General features: G+C 71.6%; 16 protein-coding genes. 4 read left to right on the top strand and 12 right to left on the bottom strand.

The annotated features are described in order from the left end of the window. The first annotated feature begins 130 nt into the window (after positions 1–130). Complete coding sequence (locus tag Val02_RS05120) at positions 131–667, top strand: snapalysin family zinc-dependent metalloprotease (protein WP_203897713.1); 537 nt, start codon at positions 131–133, stop codon at positions 665–667. A gap of 7 nt (positions 668–674) precedes the next feature. Here the strand turns inward: Val02_RS05120 and Val02_RS05115 are convergent, their stop codons facing one another. The 4 genes from Val02_RS05115 to Val02_RS05100 form a co-directional block, all read right to left on the bottom strand. Then, positions 675–1,415: a DUF1963 domain-containing protein gene (locus Val02_RS05115; protein WP_203897712.1), complete on the bottom strand. Its 741-nt coding sequence runs from the start codon at positions 1,413–1,415 to the stop codon at positions 675–677. Further along, positions 1,402–2,664: a serine hydrolase domain-containing protein gene (locus Val02_RS05110; protein ID WP_239152411.1), complete on the bottom strand. Its 1,263-nt coding sequence runs from the start codon at positions 2,662–2,664 to the stop codon at positions 1,402–1,404. Before Val02_RS05110 ends, Val02_RS05115 begins: the two co-directional genes overlap by 14 nt. A 93-nt stretch (positions 2,665–2,757) precedes the next feature. Next, positions 2,758–5,112 carry an ATP-binding cassette domain-containing protein gene (locus Val02_RS05105; RefSeq protein WP_203897710.1) on the bottom strand — a complete coding sequence of 785 codons (2,355 nt, stop codon included), beginning with the start codon at positions 5,110–5,112 and terminating at the stop codon, positions 2,758–2,760. A 27-nt stretch (positions 5,113–5,139) separates the two neighbouring features. Next, a complete protein-coding gene (locus tag Val02_RS05100; protein WP_239152410.1) occupies positions 5,140–5,478 on the bottom strand; it encodes a VOC family protein in 339 nt (112 codons plus the stop codon). A 90-nt stretch (positions 5,479–5,568) separates the two neighbouring features. On the opposite strand from Val02_RS05100, the gene Val02_RS05095 reads away from it, so the two are divergent. Beyond that, positions 5,569–7,296: a glycoside hydrolase family 3 protein gene (locus Val02_RS05095; RefSeq protein WP_203897709.1), complete on the top strand. Its 1,728-nt coding sequence runs from the start codon at positions 5,569–5,571 to the stop codon at positions 7,294–7,296. Between the two features lie 48 nt (positions 7,297–7,344). Here Val02_RS05095 and Val02_RS05090 read toward each other — a convergent pair whose 3' ends face one another. From Val02_RS05090 to Val02_RS05075, 4 genes are all read right to left on the bottom strand, one after another. Further along, positions 7,345–9,651, bottom strand: coding sequence for a S8 family peptidase (locus Val02_RS05090; RefSeq protein ID WP_203897708.1), 2,307 nt, complete (start codon positions 9,649–9,651; stop codon positions 7,345–7,347). A 61-nt stretch (positions 9,652–9,712) separates the two neighbouring features. Continuing rightward, positions 9,713–10,015, bottom strand: a complete 303-nt coding sequence (locus tag Val02_RS05085) for a hypothetical protein (protein ID WP_203897707.1) — start codon at positions 10,013–10,015, stop codon at positions 9,713–9,715. A 20-nt stretch (positions 10,016–10,035) separates the two neighbouring features. Continuing rightward, positions 10,036–10,308 (bottom strand): hypothetical protein, encoded by a 273-nt coding sequence (locus Val02_RS05080; RefSeq protein ID WP_203897706.1) that lies wholly within the window; start codon positions 10,306–10,308, stop codon positions 10,036–10,038. Between the two features lie 72 nt (positions 10,309–10,380). Next, a complete protein-coding gene (locus Val02_RS05075) occupies positions 10,381–11,346 on the bottom strand; it encodes a hypothetical protein (protein WP_203897705.1) in 966 nt (321 codons plus the stop codon). Between the two features lie 267 nt (positions 11,347–11,613). On the opposite strand from Val02_RS05075, the gene Val02_RS05070 reads away from it, so the two are divergent. Together Val02_RS05070 and Val02_RS05065 are read left to right on the top strand one after the other, a co-directional pair. Next, a complete protein-coding gene (locus Val02_RS05070; protein WP_203897704.1) occupies positions 11,614–12,174 on the top strand; it encodes a TetR/AcrR family transcriptional regulator in 561 nt (186 codons plus the stop codon). 1 nt (position 12,175) lies between these two features. Beyond that, complete coding sequence (locus Val02_RS05065) at positions 12,176–14,347, top strand: MMPL family transporter (RefSeq protein ID WP_203897703.1); 2,172 nt, start codon at positions 12,176–12,178, stop codon at positions 14,345–14,347. Between the two features lie 63 nt (positions 14,348–14,410). On the opposite strand, the gene Val02_RS05060 is transcribed toward Val02_RS05065, so the two are convergent. The 4 genes from Val02_RS05060 to Val02_RS05045 form a co-directional block, all read right to left on the bottom strand. Further along, a complete protein-coding gene (locus Val02_RS05060) occupies positions 14,411–15,319 on the bottom strand; it encodes an NAD(P)/FAD-dependent oxidoreductase (protein ID WP_203897702.1) in 909 nt (302 codons plus the stop codon). A gap of 61 nt (positions 15,320–15,380) precedes the next feature. After that, positions 15,381–15,824: a MaoC family dehydratase gene (locus Val02_RS05055; RefSeq protein ID WP_203897701.1), complete on the bottom strand. Its 444-nt coding sequence runs from the start codon at positions 15,822–15,824 to the stop codon at positions 15,381–15,383. Then, a complete protein-coding gene (locus Val02_RS05050; RefSeq protein WP_203897700.1) occupies positions 15,821–16,672 on the bottom strand; it encodes an aldo/keto reductase in 852 nt (283 codons plus the stop codon). Before Val02_RS05050 ends, Val02_RS05055 begins: the two co-directional genes overlap by 4 nt. A 123-nt stretch (positions 16,673–16,795) precedes the next feature. Further along, the gene (locus Val02_RS05045; protein WP_203897699.1) at positions 16,796–17,344 is read right to left on the bottom strand and encodes an RICIN domain-containing protein; all 549 of its coding nucleotides are present in this window, start codon (positions 17,342–17,344) and stop codon (positions 16,796–16,798) included. Between the last annotated feature and the right edge of the window lie 85 nt (positions 17,345–17,429).

The raw sequence follows: 17,429 nt of genomic DNA, 5'->3' as shown, positions 1-17,429 counted from the left end.
ACCGGACGGCCTGACGGCGATGGTGCGGCGTACGGCAGGTTACGCGGTGCCGAACGGGTGACGGTCCGATGCCGGCCATAGACATTGATAGATGTACACTCCTCGACACCATCCCACCAGGAGGTTGTCGATGTTCCTACGAAGACTGGCGTCCAGTGCGATCGTGTTCGCGATCCTCGCCGGGGTGCAGCTGTTCAGCCCCGGGGCCGCGCACGCCGCCGCGCGCATCCTCTACTACGACGCCAGCCAGGCCCAGGAGTTCGTCTCCGCCGTGCACGAGGGCGCCCGCATCTGGAACAGCCGCGTCACCAGCGTCCAACTGGTGACCGTCCCGTCCGGGCGCACGCCCAACATCCGGGTCTACGCCGACAACGGCTGGCCGCGCACGTACAGCAGTTCGCTCGGCAACGGCTACTGGTACATGGGCCGCCAGGCGGTCAACCAGGGCTACTACGTGCCGCGCATCTCCGCCCACGAGTTCGGGCACATCCTCGGCCTGCCCGACCGCCGCACCGGCCTCTGCGCCGACCTGATGTCCGGCAGCAGCGCACCGGTCTCCTGCCAGAACCCCAACCCGAACGCCACCGAGACCGCGCAGGTGCAGCGCAACTTCGGCGGCACCGCGGCGGTCCAGGGTCCGGTCGCCTACGAGTCGAGCTGGCGGTAGCGGCCCGTCAGGTGCACTGCATGCGCAGCGCCGTCCGTCCCGGGTGCGTGCGGCACATGAACAGGTAGAGCGTGCCGAGGTCGCCCCAGGTCGCGTCGGTCAGTTCGGTCGGACGGATCTGCAGGAGGAGTTCCGTCGGGCGGGTGCAGTCGGGGCAGGGCGGCGTCTCGTCGGGGCCGTTCGCCCAGAGCGGGTAGCCGCCGAGCGCCACGCCCCAGTTGCGCAGGTGCGGTCGTGGGGCGCGTTCGCCGGTCAGGGAGAGCGCGACCCGGTCGACGAGATCCCAGTCGGGCTCCGCGTCCCACAGTTCCGGGCGGTGCAGGGCGAAGCCGACGGTGTCGGGCAGCGACCTCTCCAGGCGTGGCGCGGCGAAGCGCTCGGCGAAGGGTTCCGCCGTCGAGGAGGCCAGGAGGCGCGGCTCCGACAGGCGGGTGTAGGCGCGGACCAGCCACTGGTGCCGTTCGGCCCGGTCCCACGGGTGCCACTGCCAGCAGTACCAGAACGTGAAGAAGGAGACCGGCAGGCGGCTGTGCAAGGCATCGCGGGCGTTGTCCACCTGGGCGACGAAGCTCAGGTCGGACCCACAGACGGGGCAGCGCGGCCAACGTTCCCCCGAATCGACGACGGGAAGACCACCGAAACGGGTCCGCACGAGGCCGCGCGCGACGGGCGCCTCGTCCACCGGGTCGAGAACCGTGCGGGAACGCACCAACGGCTGCAACAGCCGGTGAACCTCAGCCCACCGCATCGGCCAGGATGTCGGCCACGGCGACCCGGGCGGGGTCCGGCACGGACCAGCTCCAGTTGGGGTGCGCCCGGTTGGTCAGCAGCACCAGCACCAGCTTGCGGCGCGGGTCGACCAGCAGCGACGTGCCGGTGAACCCGGTGTGCCCGAACGTCGTCGGCGCGCTCAGCCGCCCCATGAACCACGGCTGGCCGAGCGTCACCCCGAGCCCGTGATCCGGCGGCCGCTGCGGATGGTCGACGTCGACCACGGGCAGGCCGGCGGTGGCGTCGGTGAGCATCCGGCGAACGGTCTCCTCGGCCAGGATCCGCTGCCCGTTGCGCGCCCCGCCGCCGAGCAGTGCCTGGCCCACCGCGGCGACGTCGGCGGCGGAGGCGAAGATGCCGGCGTGCCCGGCCACGCCGCCGAGGATCGCGGCGACGTCGTCGTGCACCTCGCCGCGCAGCAGGCCGCGCGAGGTGCGCGCGTCTGTGGCGACCAGCCGTGCGGCCCGGTCCGGTTCGGACATCCAGGTCGCCGGCAGGAACCCGGTGTCGCGCAGCCCCAGCGGCGCGCAGATCTCGGTGCGCACGAGCTCGTCCAGCCGCCCGCCGGTGACCTTCTCCACGAGGTGGGCCAGCACCATCAGCCCCACGCTCGAGTACCGGAACGTGCTCCCCGGCCGGCCGACCAGCGGCGTGCGCAGGACGGCGAGCCGCTGGCGCACCCGGCCGACGTCGCGCGGCACGGTGGCACCGACCGGCAGGCCGCTGGTGTGGGTGAGCAGCATCCGCACGGTGACGGCGCCCTTGTCGGTGCCGGTGAAGTCGGACAGGTACGAGGCGACCGGTGCGGCGAGGTCGAGCCTGCCGCGTTCGACCTGCTGGAGGCCGAGGATCGCGGTGAACACCTTGGTGATCGACGCGATGTCGAAGACGGAGTCGGGGCGCATGGCGACCCGCCCGGCCGGCGGGAGTTCGACCGGGCCGGCCGTGTAGCGCAGGGCGTCGCCGACGGCCGTGTGCACGGTGGTGACGCCGTCGACGACCGCGAGCGCCACCGCGCCGGCGTAGATCGGATGCCCCGGGTTCTCGGGTGTCGGGACCAGGAAGCGGCGCAGCGCCTCGGTGACGGCGGGGGCGTACGGCGCCGGGGCGGCCGGGGTGCTCGCGGCGGCTGCGGCCTTGACCTCGGGCGCCGACGCGGCGCTCTCGCCGACGGGCTCCGGGCATGCGCAGCCGGACACGGCGGAGGCCAGGGCGAGGCCCAGCACGCTACGACGGGAGACCGGCACCCCGTGATCCTGCCACCTGTCAGGCCGGTTCGCGCGCGGCGACGCCCGGACCCCCGGCAAGATCGCGAGGCCTCAGGCGACGTAGTCGGCCAGGTGTTCACCCGTCAGGGTGGACCTCGACTTGACCAGGTCCGCCGGGGTGCCCTCGAAGACGATGCGGCCGCCGTCGTGGCCCGCGCCCGGCCCCAGGTCGATGATCCAGTCCGCGTGCGCCATGACCGCCTGGTGGTGCTCGATCACGATCACCGACTTGCCGGCGTCGACGAGCCGGTCGAGCAGCGCGAGGAGCTGTTCGACGTCGGCGAGGTGCAGGCCGGTGGTCGGCTCGTCGAGCACGTACACGCCGCCCTTCTCGCCCATCCGGGTGGCGAGCTTGATGCGCTGGCGTTCGCCGCCGGAGAGGGTGGTCAGCGGCTGGCCCAGGCTCAGGTAGCCGAGGCCCACGTCGACCAGCCGGGCCAGCACGGCGTGCGCCTGCGGCACCTTCGACTCGCCCGCGCCGAAGAACTTTTCGGCCTCGGTCACGGACATCGCCAGCACCTCGCTGATGTCCTTCCCGCCGAACGTGTACTCCAGCACCGAGGCGTCGAACCGCTTGCCCTCGCACAGTTCGCAGGTGGTGGCGACGCCGGCCATCATGCCGAGGTCGGTGTAGATGACCCCGGCGCCGTTGCACGTCGGGCAGGCGCCCTCGGAGTTGGCGCTGAACAGGGCGGGCTTGACCCCGTTGGCCTTGGCGAACGCCTTGCGGATCGGCTCCAGCATGCCGGTGTACGTCGCCGGGTTGCTGCGCCGGGAGCCGCGGATCGCGGACTGGTCCACCGCCACCACACCGTCCCGGGTGGACACCGAGCCGTGGATGAGCGAACTCTTCCCCGAACCGGCCACGCCGGTCACCACCACGAGCACGCCCAACGGGATGTCGACGTCGACGTCGCGCAGGTTGTGCCGGTCGGCGCCCTTCACCGGCAGGAACCCGGACGGCTTGCGGACCGAGTCCTTGAGCGCGGCCCGGTCGTCCAGGTGGCGACCGGTGAGCGTGCCGCTCTTGCGGAGTGCGGCCACCGTTCCCTCGAAAACGACCTCGCCACCGGCGGACCCGGCGCCCGGACCCAGGTCGACGACATGGTCGGCGATGGCGATCGCTTCCGGTTTGTGCTCCACGACGAGCACGGTGTTGCCCTTGTCGCGCAGCTGGAGCAGGAGGTCGTTCATCCGCCGGATGTCGTGCGGGTGCAGGCCGATCGTGGGCTCGTCGAAGACGTAGGTGACGTCGGTGAGCGCCGAACCGAGGTGGCGGATCATCTTGGTGCGCTGCGCCTCGCCGCCGGAGAGGGTGCCGGAGGGGCGTTCCAGGGAGAGGTAGCCGAGGCCGATCTCCACGAACGAGTCGAGCGTGTGCCGCAGCCCCTTGAGCAGCGGCGCGACGGACGGCTCGTCCAGGTCGGCGACCCACTGCGCCAGGTCGCTGATCTGCATGCGGCAGGCGTCGGCGATGCTGATGCCCTTGATCTTCGAGGAACGGGCCGCCTCGGACAGCCGCGTGCCGTCGCAGTCGGGACAGGTGGTGAACGTGACGGCGCGTTCGACGAAGGCGCGGATGTGCGGCTGCAGCGCGTCGACGTCCTTGGAGAGGTACGACTTCTGGATCGAGGGCACCAGGCCGGAGTAGGTGAGGTTGATGCCCTCGATCTTGATCTTCGTGGGCTCGCGGTACAGCAGGTCGTTCAGCTCGCGCTTGGTGTAGCGCTTGATCGGCTTGTCCGGGTCGAAGTAGCCGCAGCCGCGGAAGATCCGCCCGAACCAGCCCTCCATGCTGTAGCCGGGGATCGTGATGGCGCTCTCGTTCAGCGACTTGTTCTCGTCGTACAGCTGCGTGAGGTCGATGTCGTTGACGGCGCCTCGGCCCTCGCAGCGCGGGCACATGCCGCCGGTGATGCTGAACTCGCGCCGTTCCTTGACGGTGCGGCCGGCCTTCTCCACGGTGACGGCGCCGGCGCCGCTGATCGACGCGACGTTGAACGAGAACGCCTGCGACGACCCGATGTGCGGCTGCCCGAGCCGGCTGAACAGGATGCGCAGCATCGCGTTGGCGTCGGTGGCCGTGCCGACGGTGGAACGGGGGTCGGCGCCCATCCGTTCCTGGTCCACGATGATCGCCGTGGTGAGCCCGTCCAGCAGGTCGACGTCGGGCCGGTTCAGCGACGGCATGAACCCCTGCAGGAACGCGCTGTACGTCTCGTTGATCAGCCGCTGCGACTCGGCCGCGATGGTGCTGAAGACCAGTGAGCTCTTGCCCGAACCGGAGACCCCGGTGAAGACCGTCAGCCGCCGCTTGGGCAGCTCGATGCTGACGTCCTTGAGGTTGTTCTCGCGCGCGCCGTGCACCCTGATCAGGTCGTGGCTGTCCGCGGCGTGCTTGCTCATGTCGGCGTCTCCCCCGTTCGAAGAAACTCAGCTGTCCTGGATCAGGCCCAGGACGTTGCCGTCGGCGTCGGTCACGGTGGCCACCAGGCGGCCCCCGCCGACGTCCTTCGGCTCGTCCCGCACGACGGCGCCCGCCGCGGTGACCTCGGACAGTTTGGCCTGGATGTCGGGCACGTGCCAGTAGGCGACCGGCGTGGTCAGCTTCTGCGGTCCGCCGCCCGGCACCAGGCCGACGTGCTGGCCGTCGACGTCGAAGCCCACGTAGTAGGGCGCGTCGGCGGTCGGTTCGGCGCCGAGCAGCGCAGAGTAGACGGCCTTCGCCTTCGCCAGGTCGGTCACCGGGTGCAGCACTGTCTTGATCATCATGTCCTCCTAGGTCCCTGTGAATCTTCACGCTAGGTGAGCGGCGGGCGCGGGCGCTTCTCCAAACCTGACCGGTTCTGCTTTGATCGACCCATGTCGTTCGCATGGGGGAAGGCCCTGGTAGCGCTGATCATCCTGGCGCCGTCGCCGGCCGCCGCGTCGTCGCCGCTCGCCGGCATGACCCTGGAGGAGAAGGTCGGTCAACTGTTCGTCGTCGAGGTCTACGGGCAGGACGCCGACACGCCGAACGCCGGCAACCAGCGGCTGTACGGCGTCGACACCCCGGCGCAGGTGATCGAGAAGTACAAGCCGGGCGGGGTGATCTACTTCGATGCCCGGCGGGGCCCCGACAACGTTCGCGAACCGCGCCAGATCGCCACCCTCTCCAACGGGCTGCAGGCCGCCGCGCTGCGCCAGCGCCGGCACATCCCGCTGCTGATCTCCACCGATCAGGAGGGCGGCGCCGTGGTGTACCGGCTCACCGCGCCGGCCACGGCCATGCCGGGCAACATGGCGCTCGGGGCGGGCCGGTCCACCCGGGACGCCCGGCGCAGCGCCGAGGTGATCGCCGCCGAGCTGAAGTCCGTGGGCATCAACCAGAACTACGCGCCGGTCGCGGACGTGAACGTCAACCCGGCCAACCCGGTGATCGGGGTGCGGTCGTTCGGCGAGGACCCCGCGCTGGTGTCGCGCATGGTGGCGGCGCAGGTCGACGGATACCACGCCGGGGGCACGGCGACGGTGGCCAAGCACTTCCCGGGGCACGGCGACACCGCCACGGACAGCCACTTCGGCCTGCCGGAGGTGACCCACAGCCGCGAACAGCTCGCCGCCATCGACCTGCCGCCGTTCCGGTCGGCGATCCGCGCGGGCGTGGACACGATCATGACGGCGCACGTGGTGCTGCGTTCGGTGGACCCGAGCGGCGCGCCGGCCACCATGTCCAAGCCGGTGCTGACCGGCCTGCTGCGCGGCGAACTGCGCTATGACGGGCTCATCGTCACGGACGCGCTGGACATGGGCGGCGCCACGGGCACGTATCCGCCGGACGTCGCGCCGGTGGAGGCGTTCAAGGCGGGGGCGGATCAGCTGGTGCTGGCGCCGCAGCTCGACACGGCCTACCAGGCGGTGCTCGGCGCGGTGCGCAGCGGCGCGATCCCGATGCGGCGGCTGGACGAGTCGGTGCGGCGCATCCTGCGGCTGAAGGAGCGGCGCGGCCTGTTCCGCGACCCGTTCGTCGATCCGGCCCGTGCGGTGACGACCGTCGGCAGGCCGGAACATCTCGCCGACGCGCAGGCGATCACCGACCGCACCACCACGCTGGTGCGCAACGACGCCGGGCTGCTTCCGCTCGGCACCACGCCGAGGAACGTCCTCGTCGCCGGCTGGGGTGTGACGACCACGGCCACGATCGGGGCGGCGCTCACCGGGCGCGGGCACGCCGTCGACGTTCAGGAGACGGGCACCGCGCCCACGCAGGCCCGCATCGACGAGGTGGTGGCGCGCAGCGCGGAGCGGGACCTGGTCGTCGTCTCCACCCAGAACGCCGCCGCCAACCCGCAGCAGCGGGCCCTCGTCGCGGCGCTGCTCGCCACCGGGAAGCCGGTCGTCGTCGCGGGCATGCGCAACCCGTACGACATCGCATACCTGGGCGCCGCGCCGACCTACCTCGCCACCTACGGATACACGGCCGGGTCGATCGAGTCGCTGGTCAGGACGCTGTTCGGGGAGATCCGGCCGGTCGGCACGCTGCCGGTCACGATCCCGAAGGCGGACGGGTCGGGGACGCTCTACCCGTTCGGCCACGGCCTTTCCTACTGAAACGCGGCTCCGCCGGAGCGGGTCCTGCCCACTCCGGCGGAGATCACCTCAGTTGCTGGCCGCCGGCGGTTCGACCGGGCCGTGCGGGAGCAGGCCGGCCGCGCGCATCGCCGCCCGCAGCGGGTCGAGGGCGTCCGCGGTGACCGCGGTGAGCGTCACGCCGGGGCCGGTGTTCGCGGCGGAGTCGGTGGTCCCGGCCGTCGGGTCGGTGCCGGTTCCGTTCCCGTCCGAAGAGCTTCCGGGGAAACCGGCACCGGGCACACTCCCGGGGGCCAGGCCCGGCTGGGTCAAGCCCGGGTACGCGGTCCCGCCGGCCGGCTGGAAGCCGCCCGGCGCGAAGCCGCCGCCCGCGAAGCCGCCGCCCGTGAAGCCGCCCAGCGTCGGGGCACCCGGGGTGAAGCCGCCCGGCGACAGCACGCCCGGCTGGATCGCCGACCACGCCCCGGCCGGGAAGCCCTGGCCGGGGCCTGCCGCATAGGCGCCGGCGAAGCCCGCGGGGCCCGCGCCGGGCCAGATGCCCGCGGGCGGCGTGCTCCCCCCGGACCCGCCGGTCCAGGCGCCGCTGACCGGCACCGTCATGCCGCCCGACGACACCAGGCCGCTCGATGACACCAGGCCGCTCGACGACACCGCCGCGGGCACCGGGACCGTGGTCGGCATCGCGGCCGGGATCAGTCCGGCCTGCGCCATCACCGTCCAGAGCTGCGCCAGCCCGGGATGGGCCGGCGGCGTGGCCGACACCGGCGGGACCAGCCCCAGCGCGACGGTCGCGTCGGGCAGCCCGGCACCGCTGCGCCCCGGGTCGCCGAGCGCCAACGGCCGGCAACTGCCCCGGATGATCTCGAACAGCCGGTCGACCCTGGCCGCGTTGCGCCCGGTGACGTCGGTGCGCAGTTCGGGGTGGTGTGCCAGCAGAAGAGCGGCCAGGCCGGTGACGTACGGCGCCGCGAACGACGTTCCGTCCATCGCCGCGTAGTTGGTGGGCGGCACCGACGACACGATCGCCACGCCGGGCGCGCACACGTCGATCCCCGGCCCGAAGCAGGTGAACGTCGTCGAGAAGTACCCGTCGGGCGTGGGCATCCCGTACACCTGCGTCGCGTGGTAGCTCTCCGGCGGGTACTCCCCCAGCTTGCCGATGGCGGCGACGGCGAGCACGGTCGGCATGTTCGCCGGGAAGCACACCGGGCCGCCGGAGTTGCCGGCCGCCACGATGCAGGCGATGCCGGCCTGCCGGGCCTGCTCGATCTTGCGGGCGAGCAGGTGCGACGGCTGCGGGCTGCCGAGGCTGAGGTTCACCACGTCCATGCCCTGGGCGATGCAGTAGTCGAGTGCCTCGATGAGGTCGCTGAACCGGCCGCCCGGGAAGATCTTGTACGAGTGGATCTCGGCCTCGGGCACGACGCCGACGATGCCGTAGCCGTTGTCCGAACCGCCCACGATCCCCGTGGTGTGCGTGCCGTGGCCGACGGTGTCGACCTTCCAGCCGCTGTCGTTGTTCTCCGGGATGTCGCGCCCGCCGCTGATCCGGCCGTTGAGGTCGGGGTGCTCGTTCGCGGCGCCGGAGTCGATGATCCCGATCTTCACGCCGTGCCCGCGGAACGTCGGCGGCAGCGCGTCGAAGCGCATGGCGCGCCGGCCCCACCCGTCCAGCTGCCGCTGCGGGAACCCCGGGAAGGTCTCGGCCAGCGACGGGCAGGTGACCAGGTTCGGGGAACCGAGCGTGAGCTGGGGGCGGCCGAGCCAGACGGCCCAGTAGTCGTAGCGCGGCTTGACGTAGACGCCGGCGAGCACGGGCAGCACGCCGGCGGGTGCGGTGATGACGACGGTGCCGTCGGTGCCGGTCGTTCCGCGCACCGGGAACGCCTCGTTCATCAGGTACACCTCGGCGCCCTCGAGCGCCTTGCCGTCGCTGCCGAGCACCGTGAACATCACCGACGTCTCGTCGCCGGGCGGGATCACCCCGGGGTCGGCGAAGCTCATCCGGGTGCCCGGGTCGGGTTCGGTGTACTGCAGCGGCAGGTCCGGTTCGACGTGCACGAGCGGGTTGCCGTTGAGCGCGGCGGCCCGGTCGGGTTCCATGTCGACGACGGCCACCCGCGGGTAGCCGGGCGCACCCGGCCCGGCGCCGAACGTCGACAGCTGCGTGCCGTTGCTCCCGGCGGTCGGGGTGATCACGCGGTGGACGTTCGTCAGCGGGTCGGCGGCGAGCTGCGCCAGCACGCTGTCGGCGAACTGCGGCGCGGACGGCATCGCGCCCATCGCCGACAGTTCGACACCGGGTCCGGCGAGGGGCGCCACCAGGTACCGCTCCCGCCGGGGCGCGACGGGCCGCGGAGCCGATTGGTCGGTCATTGTGCTCTCCAGATTTCTCGGCGGGTTCAGCTTTCTCGGCGTCAGCAGTTTCGGCGGGCACTTAGCCCAGGCCCGGCGGCAGCACGGTGCCGGGTTCGGGCAGGAGTTCGTCGGACTCGACGGTCAGGCGGTCGGGATACTCGGCGCGCAGCCGCTGGGCGACGGCCGGTTCGGCCTCGACCACGAGCACGTCCGGTGCCGCGCCGATGGTGCGCACCACGATGGCCTCTCCGGGCGGGGCGAATTCGCCGGCGCCGATGCGCTCGGCGAGGGCGCGCAGGACGTTCGGGTCGTCGGCGCCCACGAGGTACCGGCCGCGGCCGGACCCCTGGTGGGATCCGGCCGCGGACTGCTGTTCCGGCATGTCGTTCTCCATCCGTGCGTTCACAGGGCAGGAAGTGCCGGGACGGTGGCCCGCAGCTCGGCGATCACCGCGACAACGGCGAGCGCCTGCTGCAGGCACGCGGCGTACTGCTGCGCCTCGTACTGCTGGATGGTGGCGACCAGCGCCGGCACCAGGGCCGCGACCTGCGGTAGCACCGGCACGGACGCCTCCGTCCACCGGTAGCAGCGCTGGATGACCGCTGCCGCCTGTTGGCGCATCGCCTCGGTGGTCGGCTCCGCCGTTCCCTGGTTCACAGGGGTCCGGGACATCATCGGGGCACCGTAGGGTGCGTAGCCGAGCAGTTGCGGTGTCTCACCGCTGAAGACGGTCACGGCCCGCCCCGGTCAGTAGCTGCCGTAGGGCGAGTACTGCTGCCCGTACTGCGAATACGGGATCTGCGGCTGGGCCGAGAACGGCAGGATCGCGCCGAGGATGCTTCCCGCGGTGCGTCCGATCTGGTTGCCCAGGCCGCTGTTGCCGAGCACGCCGCCGATGGCGTTGCCGGCGAGCCCGCCGACGAGGTTGCCGATCCCGCCGCCGAAGATGCCGTACGGCGCCAGCTGCGAAGACTGCGCGATCTGCGGGATCTGCGGCTGCGCCGAGAACGGCACGAGGCTCGACACGGTGCTCAGCACGCTGTTCACGGTCTGGGCGGTGTGCGGGTCGAGGAACGCGCCGGTCGCGATGGGCGCGACGGTGTTCACGATGTCGCTGAAGATGCCGTACGGCGCCACCTGCGACTGCTGGTGCGCAGCCATCGGTTGCTGCTGCTGCATGGCCTGCTGCAGCTGCGCCTGCTGGATCGCCTGCTGAGCCTGCTGGGCCTGCTGAACGGCCTGGATCTGCTGGATCTGGGCCGGGTGGATCTGCGGCTGCTGCTGCAGGATCTGCTGCAGGGCGGCCATCGTCTGCATGTTCTGGGTGGGGTGCACGCCCGGCTGGGCGCCGAACGGCAGGATGCTGCCCAGGATGTTGCCGACCTGGGAGCCGATCTGCGTGCCCAGGCGCTGGTCGCCGAGCAGGGACCCGATGATGCCGCCGCCGGTCGGGGCGAGCTGGCGGATCAGGTCGGCGCCGACGCCGTAGGGCGCGAGCTGCTGCTGGGCGGCCTGCTGAGCCAGCGCCTGCTGGATCTGCGCCTGCTGGATCTGCTGCTGAAGCTGCTGCTGCGCGATCTGCTGCTGGATGAGCTGCTGCGGACCGGCGTGGATGCCGGGCTGCGCGCCGAACGGCTGCACGCCGTAGGGCGAGAACTGCGGTGAGGCGGTACCGATGGGACTGCTGATAGGCGCGTAGGTGGCCGTAGACATGGTTCCCTTTTCCTCCTCGATACGGGACCGGTCAGCGGAGAGACCGGCCGCCGAAAACGAACCGTAATCAAGCCGATACGGTCCGCAGGCAAGGTCGAGGTTTTAAGTCCCGATCGGCCCGAACTCGGTACAGCTCCGGGCAGGCGCGAAAGAATGACAGGTCCACCGCCGGGTAGGGCGCTCCGTAATGTGAGCCACACTTCTGACCGATCGGTCAGCAACTGGCCGATCGGTCAGGCATGCTGTTGCCCGGAGGTGGTGACGACGATGGCGCGCACGCGCACCCGCGACGAGATCCTGAACGAGGCCGCGCGACTGTTCGCGGTCGCGGGCTACAAGGGCACCTCGCTCAACGACATCGCCGTCGCCGTCGGATGTTCCAAGGCGACCCTGCTCTATCACTTCGAGAGCAAGGACGCGATCTTCCTGGCGCTGGCGAAGCCCGCCGCCGAGCAGCTGGCCGACCTCGGCGAACGGCTGCTGACGCTGGACGACGCCGCCGCGCAGACGGCCGCGATCGAGGGCTTCGTCGATCTGGTGATGGCCTACCGGCAGGAGATCGCGATCATCTACGACCAGATGCCGCAGGCCCTCCAACGACCCGCGTTCGCACACCTGCAGGCGGCTACCAACGCCCTGCTTTCGGCCATCGCCGGGCGCACCGACGACCCGCTGCAGTTCTACGCCGCGCGCGTGGTGCTCAGCGGCATCTGCGCCGTGGCGATCGAGGAGACCGGCGACGCCGACACGACGCGTGCCGCACTGGTGCGCGTGGCGAAGCGCGCTCTGCAAACCCCGTCTGCTGACCCCGACAGCGAGAAGGATTGACATGGCAACGTTCCTGTACCGGCTGGGCCGGGCCTCGTACCGGAAGCGCCGGCTCGTGCTGGTGCTCTGGATCGTGGCGCTGGCCGCGCTCGGCGGCGCGGCATTCGCGTTCAAGGGCGCGACGTCGAGCGACTTCACCATGCCGGGCACCGAGTCCCAGCGCGCGATCGACACGCTCAAGAAGGAGTTCCCGCAGGCGAGCGGCGCCACCGGGACGGTCGTCGTCAAGGCACCCGAGGGCAAGACGCTGCCGGAGGTCAAGCCGTTGCTGGACGCGCTGACGCTGGAACTCAACCAGCTGCCGGGCGTCGTCGGCGCGGTCGACCCGTTCACCTCCCAGGCGGTGACGCCGGACATGCGCTTCGGCCTGTTCACGGTGCAGTTCGAGGGGCGGCAGGACGACGTCACCAAGGAGCAGAAGGAGGCGTACGAGAAGACCGGCGCCGCCGCGGAGGCCGCCGGGCTGCGGGTCGAACACGGCGGCGAGGTCATGGGCGGCGAACCCGAGGTCGGCGGCACCGAGGCCATCGGTGTGGCGATCGCGCTCGTGGTGCTCGTGGTGACGTTCGGGTCGCTGGTGGCGGCCGGGATGACGATGTTCAACGCGCTGATCGGCGTCGGTGCCGGGATGGCCGGCCTCTTCGCGCTCAGCGGCGTGGTGCACCTGACCAGCACCGCGCCGGTCCTGGCGCTCATGCTCGGCCTGGCCGTCGGCATCGACTACTCGCTGTTCATCTCCAGCCGCCACCGCCAGAACCTCATGGAGGGGCTCGACCCCGAGGAGTCCATCGGACGGGCCGTGGGCACCGCCGGGTCGGCCGTCGTCTTCGCCGGTGTCACCGTCGTCATCGCCCTCGCCGGGCTGGCCGTGGTCAACATCCCGTTCCTGACCGTCATGGGTCTGGCCGCCGCCGCGACCGTCGCGGTGAGCGTGCTCGTCGCGGTGACGCTGCTGCCGGCGCTGCTCGGCTTCGCGGGCCGGCTGATCCTGCCGATCAAGGCGCGCAAGGCCGTCGACGAGCGCGTCGAGGCGAAGGAGGGGTTCGGCTTCCGCTGGGCGCGGCTCATGGTGAAGCTGCGCATCCCGGTCATCCTCGTCGGCGTCATCGGCCTCGGCGCGCTGGCCGTTCCGGCGAAGGACATGCGGATCTCGCTGCCGGATCCGAGCCACGCGGCCGCGGACGACCCGGCGCGCAAGGCCGCGGACCTGATCGAGGAGGGCTTCGGCCCGGGGTTCAACGGGCGGCTGATCCTGGTCGTCGTCGGTGACTCGCCGGAGCGGACCGGTGCGGCGGTGCAGGAGCTGTACACCAAGCTGAACGGCACGGAGAACCTGCTCGCCGTCGCGCAGCCGCAGTTCAACCAGGCGAAGACGACGGCGCTGCTGCCGGTCATCCCGAAGACGGGGCCGACCGACGAGCCGACCGAGAAGCTCGTGCACGCCATCCGGGACAAGGCGAGGACGGTCGCCGGCGCCGACGTCGCGCTCACCGGCGCCACGGCCGTCGGGATCGACGTCTCCGAGAAGCTGTCCAATGCGATGCCCTGGTACCTGCTGCTCGTCGTCGGGCTGTCGGTGCTGCTGTTGATGCTGGTGTTCCGCTCGTTCCTGGTGCCGGTCAAGGCGGCGCTCGGGTTCCTGCTGACGGTGGGCGCCACGTTCGGCGTCACGGTGCTGGTGTTCCAGGAGGGGCACCTGGCCTCGCTGGTGGGGCTGGACACGCCGGGACCGCTGATCAGCTTCCTGCCGATCCTGCTCATCGGCATCCTGTTCGGCCTGGCGATGGATTACGAGGTCTTCCTGGTGTCGCGGATGCGGGAGGACTTCGTGCACGGCGACACCGCCACCCAGGCGACCATCAACGGCATGGGCCACGGCGTCCGGGTCGTCACGGCGGCCGCGCTGATCATGACGTCGGTCTTCGCCGGGTTCGTCCTCATCGAGGACCCGACCATCAAGTCGATGGGCTTCGCGCTGGCGATCGGGGTCGCGATCGACGCGTTCATCGTGCGGATGACGATCGTGCCCGCCGTCATGTCGCTGCTCGGGCGGGCCGCCTGGTGGTTGCCGCGCCCGGTCGACCGGATCCTGCCGAACGTCGACATCGAGGGCGAGAAGCTCCGCCAGCACCTGGAGCCGCGGCCCGCCGAGCCGGTCGGCTCGGGCGTCTGACGCGCACCCGTCCCGAGGCCCCGGCCGCTCCACAGCGCGGCGGCCGGGGCCTTCGACGTTCGATCAAAGGCTCGTCATGATGAGGTCGGCGTTGATCTGCGCCCCGGCCATGGCCCCGGCGGACGCCGCGCTGCCGACCTGGGCGGCGAGATCGGCGACGTTGCCCGCGGCCCAGACGCCCGGGACCTCGGTGCGGCCCATCGGGTCGACCGGCACGTGCTCGCCCATGCCGGAGGCGTGCGGGACGGTCTTGAGCCCGAGCGACTCCAGGAACCCGACCCGGGCCCGCATCGGCGCGCCGATCGCGACCACCTCGCGCGGCACGACGGTGCCACCGGCGCGCACCCCGACGATCGCGCCGCCCTCGACGACCACCTCGGTCACTTCGCCGGACACCACGCGGACGCGGCGCTTCGCGAGCTGCGCCGCCTGCTCGGGCGAGGGCGGATTGGTGTGCCCGAACAGGATCACGTCGTCGCTGAGCTGGCTGAACAGCAGCGCCTGGTGGGTGGCCATCGGGCCGATCGCCAGCACGCCGATGGGCCGGTCGCGCACCTCCCACCCGTGGCAGTACGGGCAGTGGATCACGCCGCTGCCCCACTGCTCGCGTACGCCGGGGATGTCGGGCAGGTCGTCGACCAGGCCGGTCGTCACGAGGAGCCGCCGCGCCCGGACCGTGCGGCCGTCCCGCAGGCGCACCACGAAGCCGTCGCCCGCGCGTTCCGCCCCGACGACCTCGGCGTCCTCGATCTCGCCGCCGTACGAACGCACCTCCGCCCGCCCCTTGGCGTACAGCTCGGCGGGCGGGATCCCGTCGTGGCCGAGCAGCCCGTGCACGCCCGCGGCCGGCGCGTTGCGCGGCGTCCCCGAGTCGAGCACCAGCACGCTGCGCCGCGAACGCACCAGCATGAGAGCGCCGTTCAGGCCGGCCGCGCCGCCGCCGACGACCACCACGTCGTAGTTCTCGTTCATGCTCCGATGGTGCGGCAGGTTTGCGCGTGAGGCCAAGCATCTTGCCAAAACGGCAAGGCGCCTACCGGGGGCGCCTCCCGAAGAGGCCACGGAACGTGGTCGACAGGACCGGCTGGCCGGCCCGGGTCAGTTCGCCGCGCAGCACCACCGTGCCGCGGGTCGGCTTCGTGCGCGACGGCGTCGACTCCAGCACGGTCAGCCGCCCGTCGAGCACGTCCCCGGCCCGCACCGGCGACAGCCACCGCAGCTCCGACAGCCCGGGCGAACCCTGGCTCGTCGAGTCGGCCAGCACGGCGTCCACGTACAGCCGCATGAACAGCGACGCCGTGAACCACCCGCTCGCGATCAGCCCGCCGAACGGCGTCTCCTTCGCCAGTTCCTCGTCGACGTGGAACGGCTGCGGGTCGAACCGCCGCGCGAAGGCCAGCATCTCGTCGCCGTCCACGGTCAGCGAACCGAGGTCGAAGCTCTCCCCCACGGTGAAGTCTTCCCAGTAACGCGTCATCCCAGCGCCGCGAACTGCTCGTCGGACAACACCACGTCGGCGGCCCGCAGGTTCTCCTCCAGGTGCGCGACCCGGGACGTTCCCGGGATGGGCACCATCACCGGTGAACGCCGCAGCAGCCACGCGATCGCCACCTGCGTCACGGTCGCGTCGCCGTGCTCCTTCGCGATCTTCGCCAGCGGCCCGTCCGGGCGGGTAAGTGTGCCGGCGTCGACCGGCGCCCACGGGATGAACGCGATCCCGTTGCGCTCGCAGTGCTCCAGCACGTCCTCGTGGTCGCGGTAGCCGACGTTGTACCTGTTCTGCACCGAGGCGACGGTCAGGCCCGCGGCGCGCGCCGCCTCGATGTCGGCCACGCTCACCTCCGACAGCCCGACGTCGCGGATCAGCCCCTCGTCGACGAACTTCCTGATTGCCCCGAACTGCTCGGCCGCCGGCCGGCGCGGGTCGATGCGGTGCAGCTGCCACAGGTCGAGGCGTTCGACGCCGAGGCGGCGCAGCGACAGCAGCACGCACTGGCGCAGGTAGGCCGGGTCGCCCAGGACCACCCACCGGTCCGGCCCGTGCCGCGTGAACCCGCCCTTGGTGCCGATCACCACGTCGCCGTAGCCGCTGCCGTCGTGCAGCGCCTCGCGGATCAGGTCCTCGGAGACCTGCGGCCCGTAGGAGTCGGCGGTGTCGATGAACGTCACGCCCAGCTCGACCGCCCGGCGCAGCACCCGGATCGCCTCGTCGTGGTCCCGCGGCGGGCCCCAGATGCCCGGCCCGGTGATGCGCATCGCCCCGAATCCGAGGCGGTGCACCGGCCTACCGCCGAGCGTGTACGTCCCGCTGTCGCTGACCGGCATGTCAGGTCCCCTCTCCCGTTGACTACACCCTAGGACGACGGGGGCGCCGGCGCAGCGTATGTCCACTATGGAGGGTGTACCCGGTGGACCGGGACGACCGCGGCCGTCCCGGTCCGCCGTTCGTCAGACCGGGATCAGGGTGAACCGGTAGTCGCAGCTCGGCGTGACGTCGGAGACCAGGGGCACGTTGCTGAGGTTGAGGTCCCCGATGACGCACAGGCCCTGGCCGCTCCGCCGGCCGGTCATCGTGTGGTTGGTGCCGGCCGTGCCCACCGTCCAGTGCGTGAAGGTCGGCAGGTTGACGCAGCTGCTCTGGCGGATCACCACCCGCACCGAGGCCGCTCCGGCGTCCATGCAGAGGCCGCTGCGGCGGTTGACGATCTGGTAGAAGCTCGTGCCCTCGACCGGGGCGAACCGCCAGTGCGCCTGCGTGGTGGTGGCGGAGGCGGTGCCCTGCACGATCGCCGCGCCCGCCGCCGTGGACCCGGAGGCGACCTGTACCCGCAGCCCGGTGGTCACGTTCTGCAGGTAGTACAACTGGCCGGGGGTCGGTGCGGCTTCGGCCGCCGCCTCCCGCACCGTGTTCGCCGCGGCCGTGGTCACGGCGAACACCGCCACCAGAACCGCGATCTTCGCGACGTGCCGCCGCCACGGCCACATCCCTACGCTCATGTCCCGCTCCCTTCGTGGTTCGGACGGGACCAGACTGCGCAAGGCCGTTGCAGCGCGATTGCGGTCGATCCGTTGTCGACAAACG

The organism is Virgisporangium aliadipatigenens (assembly GCF_016863615.1).
Classification (GTDB): Bacteria; Actinomycetota; Actinomycetes; order Mycobacteriales; family Micromonosporaceae; genus Virgisporangium; species Virgisporangium aliadipatigenens.
This window is presented reverse-complemented; position numbering and strand designations above follow the sequence as displayed.

Excerpts from the sequence above, each read along its gene's own strand:
- Val02_RS05120 (WP_203897713.1), top strand. The coding sequence starts at position 131 with ATGTTCCTACGAAGACTGGCGTCCAGTGCGATCGTGTTCGCGATCCTC.
- Val02_RS05115 (WP_203897712.1), bottom strand. The coding sequence starts at position 1,415 with ATGCGGTGGGCTGAGGTTCACCGGCTGTTGCAGCCGTTGGTGCGTTCC.
- Val02_RS05105 (WP_203897710.1), bottom strand. The coding sequence starts at position 5,112 with ATGAGCAAGCACGCCGCGGACAGCCACGACCTGATCAGGGTGCACGGC.
- Val02_RS05100 (WP_239152410.1), bottom strand. The coding sequence starts at position 5,478 with ATGATGATCAAGACAGTGCTGCACCCGGTGACCGACCTGGCGAAGGCG.
- Val02_RS05095 (WP_203897709.1), top strand. The coding sequence starts at position 5,569 with ATGTCGTTCGCATGGGGGAAGGCCCTGGTAGCGCTGATCATCCTGGCG.
- Val02_RS05090 (WP_203897708.1), bottom strand. The coding sequence starts at position 9,651 with ATGACCGACCAATCGGCTCCGCGGCCCGTCGCGCCCCGGCGGGAGCGG.
- Val02_RS05085 (WP_203897707.1), bottom strand. The coding sequence starts at position 10,015 with ATGCCGGAACAGCAGTCCGCGGCCGGATCCCACCAGGGGTCCGGCCGC.
- Val02_RS05080 (WP_203897706.1), bottom strand. The coding sequence starts at position 10,308 with ATGATGTCCCGGACCCCTGTGAACCAGGGAACGGCGGAGCCGACCACC.
- Val02_RS05075 (WP_203897705.1), bottom strand. The coding sequence starts at position 11,346 with ATGTCTACGGCCACCTACGCGCCTATCAGCAGTCCCATCGGTACCGCC.
- Val02_RS05070 (WP_203897704.1), top strand. The coding sequence starts at position 11,614 with ATGGCGCGCACGCGCACCCGCGACGAGATCCTGAACGAGGCCGCGCGA.
- Val02_RS05065 (WP_203897703.1), top strand. The coding sequence starts at position 12,176 with ATGGCAACGTTCCTGTACCGGCTGGGCCGGGCCTCGTACCGGAAGCGC.
- Val02_RS05060 (WP_203897702.1), bottom strand. The coding sequence starts at position 15,319 with ATGAACGAGAACTACGACGTGGTGGTCGTCGGCGGCGGCGCGGCCGGC.
- Val02_RS05055 (WP_203897701.1), bottom strand. The coding sequence starts at position 15,824 with ATGACGCGTTACTGGGAAGACTTCACCGTGGGGGAGAGCTTCGACCTC.
- Val02_RS05050 (WP_203897700.1), bottom strand. The coding sequence starts at position 16,672 with ATGCCGGTCAGCGACAGCGGGACGTACACGCTCGGCGGTAGGCCGGTG.
- Val02_RS05045 (WP_203897699.1), bottom strand. The coding sequence starts at position 17,344 with ATGAGCGTAGGGATGTGGCCGTGGCGGCGGCACGTCGCGAAGATCGCG.